8 protein-coding genes are annotated in these 7,250 nt (G+C 29.2%); 7 read left to right on the top strand and 1 reads right to left on the bottom strand.

What is annotated here, in order from left to right; translation table 11 throughout:
- Nucleotides 1-64: 64 nt before the first annotated feature.
- Entirely contained in the window at nucleotides 65-709 is a 645-nt protein-coding gene (locus HRT41_09350) for a tRNA threonylcarbamoyladenosine dehydratase (protein ID NQY24228.1), read from the bottom strand.
- A 97-nt stretch (nucleotides 710-806) separates the two neighbouring features.
- Between HRT41_09350 and greA the strand changes: the two genes are divergently transcribed.
- From greA to nth, 7 genes are all read left to right on the top strand, one after another.
- On the top strand, nucleotides 807-1,298 hold the full coding sequence (greA, locus tag HRT41_09355; GenBank protein NQY24229.1) for a transcription elongation factor GreA: 492 nt from the start codon (nucleotides 807-809) through the stop codon (nucleotides 1,296-1,298).
- Entirely contained in the window at nucleotides 1,291-2,298 is a 1,008-nt protein-coding gene (locus HRT41_09360) for an N-acetyl-gamma-glutamyl-phosphate reductase (protein ID NQY24230.1), read from the top strand. Before greA ends, HRT41_09360 begins: the two co-directional genes overlap by 8 nt.
- Entirely contained in the window at nucleotides 2,288-2,995 is a 708-nt protein-coding gene (locus HRT41_09365) for a UDP-2,3-diacylglucosamine diphosphatase (GenBank protein NQY24231.1), read from the top strand. Before HRT41_09360 ends, HRT41_09365 begins: the two co-directional genes overlap by 11 nt.
- Nucleotides 2,992-3,540 carry a hypothetical protein gene (locus HRT41_09370; protein ID NQY24232.1) on the top strand — a complete coding sequence of 183 codons (549 nt, stop codon included), beginning with the start codon at nucleotides 2,992-2,994 and terminating at the stop codon, nucleotides 3,538-3,540. Before HRT41_09365 ends, HRT41_09370 begins: the two co-directional genes overlap by 4 nt.
- An 11-nt stretch (nucleotides 3,541-3,551) precedes the next feature.
- Complete coding sequence (uvrB, locus tag HRT41_09375; GenBank protein NQY24233.1) at nucleotides 3,552-5,525, top strand: excinuclease ABC subunit UvrB; 1,974 nt, start codon at nucleotides 3,552-3,554, stop codon at nucleotides 5,523-5,525.
- A 256-nt stretch (nucleotides 5,526-5,781) separates the two neighbouring features.
- Nucleotides 5,782-6,369, top strand: a complete 588-nt coding sequence (locus tag HRT41_09380) for a DJ-1/PfpI family protein (protein ID NQY24234.1) — start codon at nucleotides 5,782-5,784, stop codon at nucleotides 6,367-6,369.
- Between the two features lie 74 nt (nucleotides 6,370-6,443).
- A complete protein-coding gene (gene nth, locus HRT41_09385) occupies nucleotides 6,444-7,085 on the top strand; it encodes an endonuclease III (GenBank protein NQY24235.1) in 642 nt (213 codons plus the stop codon).
- Nucleotides 7,086-7,250 lie beyond the last annotated feature (165 nt).

Here is a 7,250-nt window from a genome sequence, read left to right on the forward strand (position 1 = left end):
ATTTTATTTCACTATGTAAATGAATTTATATACTAACACTATAGCATAATATTATTAGGTAATATTATTTTTTTAATACTTTTTGAACAACAAGAGAAGACATCATTAATCCAAAAGAAGCAGTTACAGCCATAAAACTACCTTTTTCAATACACATAGGACCTTCAGAAGAAAAAATAACATTAATTTTTTTATTAAAACCTCTTCTTTTCAATTCGTATCTGATTTTTCTTATGAAAGGGTCATTAAATGTTTTCCAAATTGAGATTACTTCAATTTTCGAGGGATCAATTCTTTTTGCACTTCCCGCAGTTGTAATTAATTTTTTATAATATTTTTGAATAAGTCTTACTTTTGGTTTGATATCATCAATAGCATCTAAAATATAATCATAAGAGCTAAAATCAAAAGTATCAACCCATTCTTCAGTTATTTGAATATTTATGATATCAACACTTGGGTATTTTTCTTGTAATACTTCCACTTTTATTCTGTCAATATTATCATCACTTCCTAATTGTCTGTTTCTATTTGATTCTTCATAGGTATCAAAATCAACTATTGTAATTTTCTCAAAACCTGTACGTATTAAAGCATCTAAAGCAAAAGAACCTACTCCTCCAACACCTAATAATATTAATTTTGTGTCTCTAAATTTATTGAAATTCTCATTTCCAAATAATTTAAGGGTTCTATCAAATCTTTCCATGTTTACTCTTTTATAAATTTTTTGCTATTATAGCAAATACAAAGCAAAGAATATACAAAAATACAATAAAATAAGAATTATATATTATGGAGTTTACATGGATAAAGAACCAATGACAATTGTTGGCTACAACAAGATTACAGGTGAATTAGAATATTACAAAAAAAAAGAAAGACCGGAAACAGTTATTGCCCTTGAAGAAGCAAGACAATTAGGTGATTTAAAAGAAAATGCTGAATACCATGCTGCAAAAGATAAACTTGGTTTAATTGATATTCAAATTGCAGAACTGGGTTCTATTATTTCAAAAGCAATCATTATTGATCCAACATCTTTACCTCATGATAAAGTTAGTTTTGGATCATGCGTTGAAATTGTAAATACAGATACCGATGAAGAATTTACTTATACTATTGTTGGTGGCGTTGAGAGTAATGCTAATAAAGGGCTTATTTCTTTTAATTCACCCTTAGCTAAACAGCTTCTTGGAAAAGAAGAAGGGGACGAGATTGTTGCTAAATTACCAGGTGGTACTAAAAATTTTGAAGTTCTAGGGGTAAGTTATAAAGAGATTAATTTAGATGATTAATGTAGCTATTATTGGTGCAAGTGGATATACAGGACTTGAACTGGTAAAAATTTTATTAACGCATCCTTCTTTTAAGATAAATTATATTGCAAACTCAAGTGGTACAGAAAGAATTGATGAACTGCATCCTTCTTTGCAAGATGTTCTTTCAACGCAAGTTGAAAAAGCCGATGCGAAAGAAGTTGCTAAAAAAGCCTCTTTAGCTTTTTTAGCTTTGCCTCATAAAACATCAATGGGTTTTGCAAAAGAATTATTAGCTCTTGGTGTTAAAGTGGTTGATTTATCTGCTGATTATAGATTAGAGTTAGATACTTATGAAAAACATTATTGTGCTCATGAAGATAAAGAGAATATTTCATCTTCTGTTTATGGTTTACCTGAGTACTATAAAGAAGAAATTAAAAAGTCTTCTCTAGTTGCGAATCCAGGTTGTTATCCAACTGCTTCTTTATTAGCACTCTTACCTTTTATTCCTTATATAGATGAAAATGCACCTATTTTTATTGATGCAAAATCTGGTGTTTCTGGAGCTGGAAAAAAACTAAGTGAAAGCACACATTTTTGTAATGTTAATGAAAATATTTTTGCTTACAATCCTTTTAATCACAGACATATGCCTGAAATTGAAGAAAAAGTAAGACTCTTGTGTAATAAAGACTTACAAATAAATTTTGTACCTCATTTAATTAATGTTACAAGAGGAATGATGGTAAGTGTTTATGCTACATTAAAAGAAGATATAGATGTAAATGAAATTTTACACAATGCGTATTCAAAGAGTGAATTTGTACGTATTAAAAAGAATCCAGTAGATATAAAAAGTACAGCAGGTACAAACTTTTGTGATATTTTTGTTGCACGTAATAAAAATGCACTTTTTATTAATTCCTCAATTGATAACTTATTAAGAGGTGCATCTTCTCAAGCTGTTTGTAATGCCAATTTAATGTGTGGTTTAGAAGAAAATGCAGGAATACCAAAAATTGCCTATGTCCCTTAATTTAATTGACGATTGTATTTTTATCGCAGATACACATTTTAATGAAAAAAATACGATATTTTATACCTTTTTACAAGAACTTAAAGAAAAAAGATTGTTATGTAAACAGTTGATTTTAATGGGAGATATGTTTGATTTTCTTACATTTGAAACAAAGTATTTTATTAAAAAAAATCAAAAAGTAATTGATTTATTAAATGATTTGTCCAAAGATATTGAAATCATTTATTTTGAAGGAAATCATGATTATAATTTAAAAAAGATATTTCCTTTAATAAAAATATATGAAAGACAAGCACAACCTGTTTTAGCAGAGTATAAAAATAAGAGTATTTCTCTTTCTCATGGGGATATGTATGTAGACAATTTTTACAATATTTATTGTTCCATTATACGTAACAAAACATTGTTAGCTTTATTAAATATTCTGGATATTAATGATGTGTTATCCAAAAAAATATATACTTCTTTAATGTCTAAAAGTATTTGTAGAAAAATACCTAACTTTAAAGAAATCATTCAGAAGAAAATTGATTGTTATGATACGAGTATTGTTATTGAAGGACATTATCATCAAGGTGATTTTATTACTTATGACAAGACTTTTTATGTTAATATCCCTTCGTTATTGTGCTCAAACGAGTACGTTATATTAAATGATACATTTAAAAAAATTACACTAAGGACCAAAGTATGAGTGTACAAATGATTTTAGTATTATCAGTTGTTTTTATTTCAATAATAATTGCAGTGTTAATATATATATTGTTAATCAAAGGCCAGGGGCCACAAGAAGTTAAAAAAGTACAAAAAGACGTAGAAAAAAGAAAGTTTCACATAGCTTCTCTTGATTTACCAGCCTCAATTGAAAAAATAAAAGCAGCTGATATATTAATAGCTTGTAAAAGAATTTATGATGTTTTTGTAACCTTAGACTATCAAAACAAACAAAGTGCACATTTAGAAGCAAATGAATGGCACACTTGGCAAATGTCACTTTTATTAAAACTGTATAAATACAACAGAGACTTTTTTATACCAGAACCAAAAAAGATTTTTCATGAAGAATTTTTAAATATAAGTGATGATGGTTTAATCATATTAATTAATGAAATCTTGAGAAAATATGATTCTATTGTTAAAATTTCCCAAACAAAAGATGCTTTATGTACCGAAATAAAGTGGAGTGCTAGAGAAATTTCTATTGTTTTTTTGTTTTTATCACGATATAAAGACCAATAAAAGGATACGATATCGCTGAATTTAAAGTTGTAAGTCAATACGAGCCTGCAGGCGATCAGCCTGAGGCTATTGAAAAATTATCACGTTCTATATTAGATGGAAATCAATACAATACTCTTCTTGGAGTTACTGGTTCTGGTAAAACATATACCATGGCAAAAGTAATTGAAAGAACGCAAAAGCCGACTTTGATTATGACTCATAATAAAACACTTGCTGCACAATTGTATTCGGAATTTAAAACCTTTTTTCCCAACAATCATGTAGAGTATTTTATTTCTTACTACGATTATTATCAACCAGAAGCCTATATTCCAAGAACAGATTTATTTATTGAAAAAGATTCTTCTATTAATGAAGAGTTAGAGCGATTAAGATTATCAACAACTTCTTCTTTACTTTCTTTTGATGATGTAATTGTTATTGCGTCTGTATCTGCTAATTATGGTTTAGGTAATCCCGAAGAATATCAAAAAATGGTTCAAAAACTTGAAGTTGGTTTTGAATACTCTCAACGAACACTCTTATTAAAACTTGTAGAAATGGGATACAAAAGAAACGATAAGTTTTTTGAGCGAAGTGATTTTAGAGTTAATGGGGATGTTATTGATATTTACCCTGCTTATTATGATGATGAGTTTATTCGTGTAGAATTTTTTGCAGATGAAGTAGAATCGATTACCAAACATGAATATCTTACGAATGCAAAAATCCAAAATTTAAAAGAAATTACGGTTTATTCTGTAAACCCTTTTGTTGTTTCAAATGACAAACTAGCCATTGCGGTTAAATTAATTGAAGAAGAATTAGGAGAGAGACTGGCTTTTTTAAAAAAAGAAGACAGGCTTGTTGAGCATCAACGTTTAAAACAAAGAGTTGAATTTGATGTTGAAATGATTGAGGGTACTGGAATGTGCAAAGGAATAGAAAATTATGCACGTTATTTAACTGGACAAGAAGCAGGGGAAACACCTTATTCTTTAATGAATTATTTTGAACAAATTGGAAAAGATTTTTTATTAATAGTAGATGAGTCTCATGTATCTCTGCCTCAATTTAGAGGTATGCATGCAGCTGATAGAAGTAGAAAAGAAACCTTAGTTGAATATGGTTTTAGATTGCCTTCTGCTTTAGATAACAGACCTTTAAAATTTGATGAGTTTATTTCAAAAGCCCCTAGTTTTCTTTTTGTTTCAGCAACTCCTAATGAACTAGAACTTGATTTAAGCTCTGAAGTAGCAGAACAAATAATACGTCCAACGGGATTATTAGATCCCGTAATTGAAATAATGGATTCGGAATTTCAAGTTGAGAAGTTACACGATGAAATTAAAAAAACAGCGGCAAAAAATGAACGAGTATTGGTTACAGTATTAACTAAAAAAATGGCAGAAGAATTAACAGATTATTATGCGAACTTAGGTATTAGAATTAAATACATGCACTCAGATATAGATGCCATTCAAAGAAATCATATTATTAGAGAATTACGACTTGGAAAATTTGATGTACTTGTAGGAATAAATCTTCTTAGAGAAGGTCTGGATATTCCAGAAACATCTCTTGTAGCAATTTTAGATGCGGATAAAGAAGGTTTTTTACGCTCTAAAACTTCCCTCATTCAGACAATGGGAAGAGGTGCACGTAATGTAAATGGTAGAGTAATATTATTTGCAAAAAGAATTACTAATTCTATGCAGTTTGCAATCGATACTACAAATAAAAGAAGAGAAATTCAAGATGCTCATAATAAACTTCATGGTATTACACCAACAACAACAAAAAGAGCCTTGGATGAAAGTCTTAAATTAGAAGAATACGATGAACTTGCCTGGAAAAAAGAAAAAGTTGAGAAAATGCCAGCGTCTGAGCGAAAGAAAATTTTGATTGAGTTGAATGCTAAGATGAAAAAAGCAGCTAAGGATTTACACTTCGAAGAAGCCATAAGATTACGAGACGAAATAGAAAAAATAAAAAAAATCTAAATCTTGTTTCAGCTTTTGGGCTGACTCTGCGTTGAAGAGAAAATTTAAATACTCATGTACTGGCGTACACTCCGTTTTAAATTTTTTCTTCGCCTTGATTTATCCCAAAATCTAAAACAATATTTAGATTTTTGTACTGAACGTGTTAAAAAATACCCTTTTAAGATATTTATCTGTACTTATGAATTTATATATTTTGTATCTATTAATCGTTGGTGTTTTTGATATCTTAAAACAATTTTAGACAAGGATACTTATGAAAAATATTGGAATTTATATTTATGATGATGCGGAGGTTTTGGATTTCGCTGGGCCCTTTGAAGTTTTTTCTGTGGCTTCTCGTTTTTTAGATGAGAAGGAAAAATTTAATGTGTTTTTTGTTTCTGAGAAAAATACTGTAATTAAAGCACGTGGTGGGTTTTGTGTACAAGCTCATTATACTTTTGAGAATTGTCCTAGTATTGATCTGCTAATTGTTGTAGGTGGGGTTCATACTGCTGAAGTTAAAAATACTAATGTTACTTCTTGGGTAGCTAAAGTTGCTAAAAAAGCTAAACTTGTTACTTCTGTTTGTACGGGAGCTTTTATTTTGGCACAAGCTAAAGTATTAACATCTCAAAAAGTTACTACGCATTGGGAAGATATTGAAGATTTAGAAAAAGATTTCCCTTCTTTAGATGTTCAAAAAAATGTTAGATGGGTAGATGAGGGCGATATTATAACGTCTGCTGGAATATCTGCTGGTATTGATATGAGTTTACATATTGTTTCAAAAATACGCTCAAATGATTTAGCAAAACAAACAGCAAAACAAATGGACTTTGATTGGAAAAAAAATACTTAAGATTTAATGTTTAAAATTAAATTTGTATTTAATCTATTCTACTACAATGCACTAAGTTAAAAAAAAGAGATTATATGAAAAAAGCCACCAAAAAAGAAATACAAATAATTAAAGAAGCTTTTGTAAAAAAGTATGCAGATGCTGTTACAGAGCTTAATTATACTAATGACTACGAATTGTTGATTGCTATCATATTATCAGCTCAATGTACGGATAAGAGAGTTAATATTATAACTCCAGCACTTTTTGAAAAATACCCCACTGTCTTTGAATTAGTGGATGCATCTTTAGATGATGTAAAAGATTTATTGAAATCCTGTTCATTCTTCAATAACAAAGCAAAAAACATCATTAAGATGGCTCACAGCGTTATTGAAGATTTTGAAGGTGATATCCCACATGTACAAAAAAAACTTATGACTTTAGCAGGGGTAGGTAATAAAACAGCCAATGTTTTTATGATTGAAAGTGAAGGTGCAAATTTAATGGCTGTGGATACTCACGTTTTTAGAGTATCTCACCGCTTAGGATTAAGTGATGGTAAAAATGTGACAGAAACAGAAAAACACTTAGTTACTAGATTAAAAGATGATTTACATATTTTTCATCAAGCCATGGTTTTATTTGGAAGATATACTTGTAAAGCAATCAAACCAGACTGTGATAATTGTTTGTTTCCTCATGTATGCAAAACAAAAGAAACCTTTCACGTTTAAATCTTACATACAAAGTGCTTTAGTGATATAGAGTAATAGTTATAATTGATATTTTTTGAATTAATAGTGGCTATTTCTTTAAATTATTAAATTTAAACCATCTTTAAGAAAAACCCCTTGACAAAGAGACTAAAACCTCCTATAATTCCCGTCCAAATCAAGTGT

Source organism: Campylobacteraceae bacterium, from assembly GCA_013215945.1.
GTDB lineage: Bacteria > Campylobacterota > Campylobacteria > Campylobacterales > Arcobacteraceae > NORP36.

Coding starts and splice junctions, on each gene's coding strand:
- HRT41_09350 (NQY24228.1), bottom strand. CDS start 709: ATGGAAAGATTTGATAGAACCCTTAAATTATTTGGAAATGAGAATTTC.
- greA (NQY24229.1), top strand. CDS start 807: ATGGATAAAGAACCAATGACAATTGTTGGCTACAACAAGATTACAGGT.
- HRT41_09360 (NQY24230.1), top strand. CDS start 1,291: ATGATTAATGTAGCTATTATTGGTGCAAGTGGATATACAGGACTTGAA.
- HRT41_09365 (NQY24231.1), top strand. CDS start 2,288: ATGTCCCTTAATTTAATTGACGATTGTATTTTTATCGCAGATACACAT.
- HRT41_09370 (NQY24232.1), top strand. CDS start 2,992: ATGAGTGTACAAATGATTTTAGTATTATCAGTTGTTTTTATTTCAATA.
- HRT41_09380 (NQY24234.1), top strand. CDS start 5,782: ATGAAAAATATTGGAATTTATATTTATGATGATGCGGAGGTTTTGGAT.
- nth (NQY24235.1), top strand. CDS start 6,444: ATGAAAAAAGCCACCAAAAAAGAAATACAAATAATTAAAGAAGCTTTT.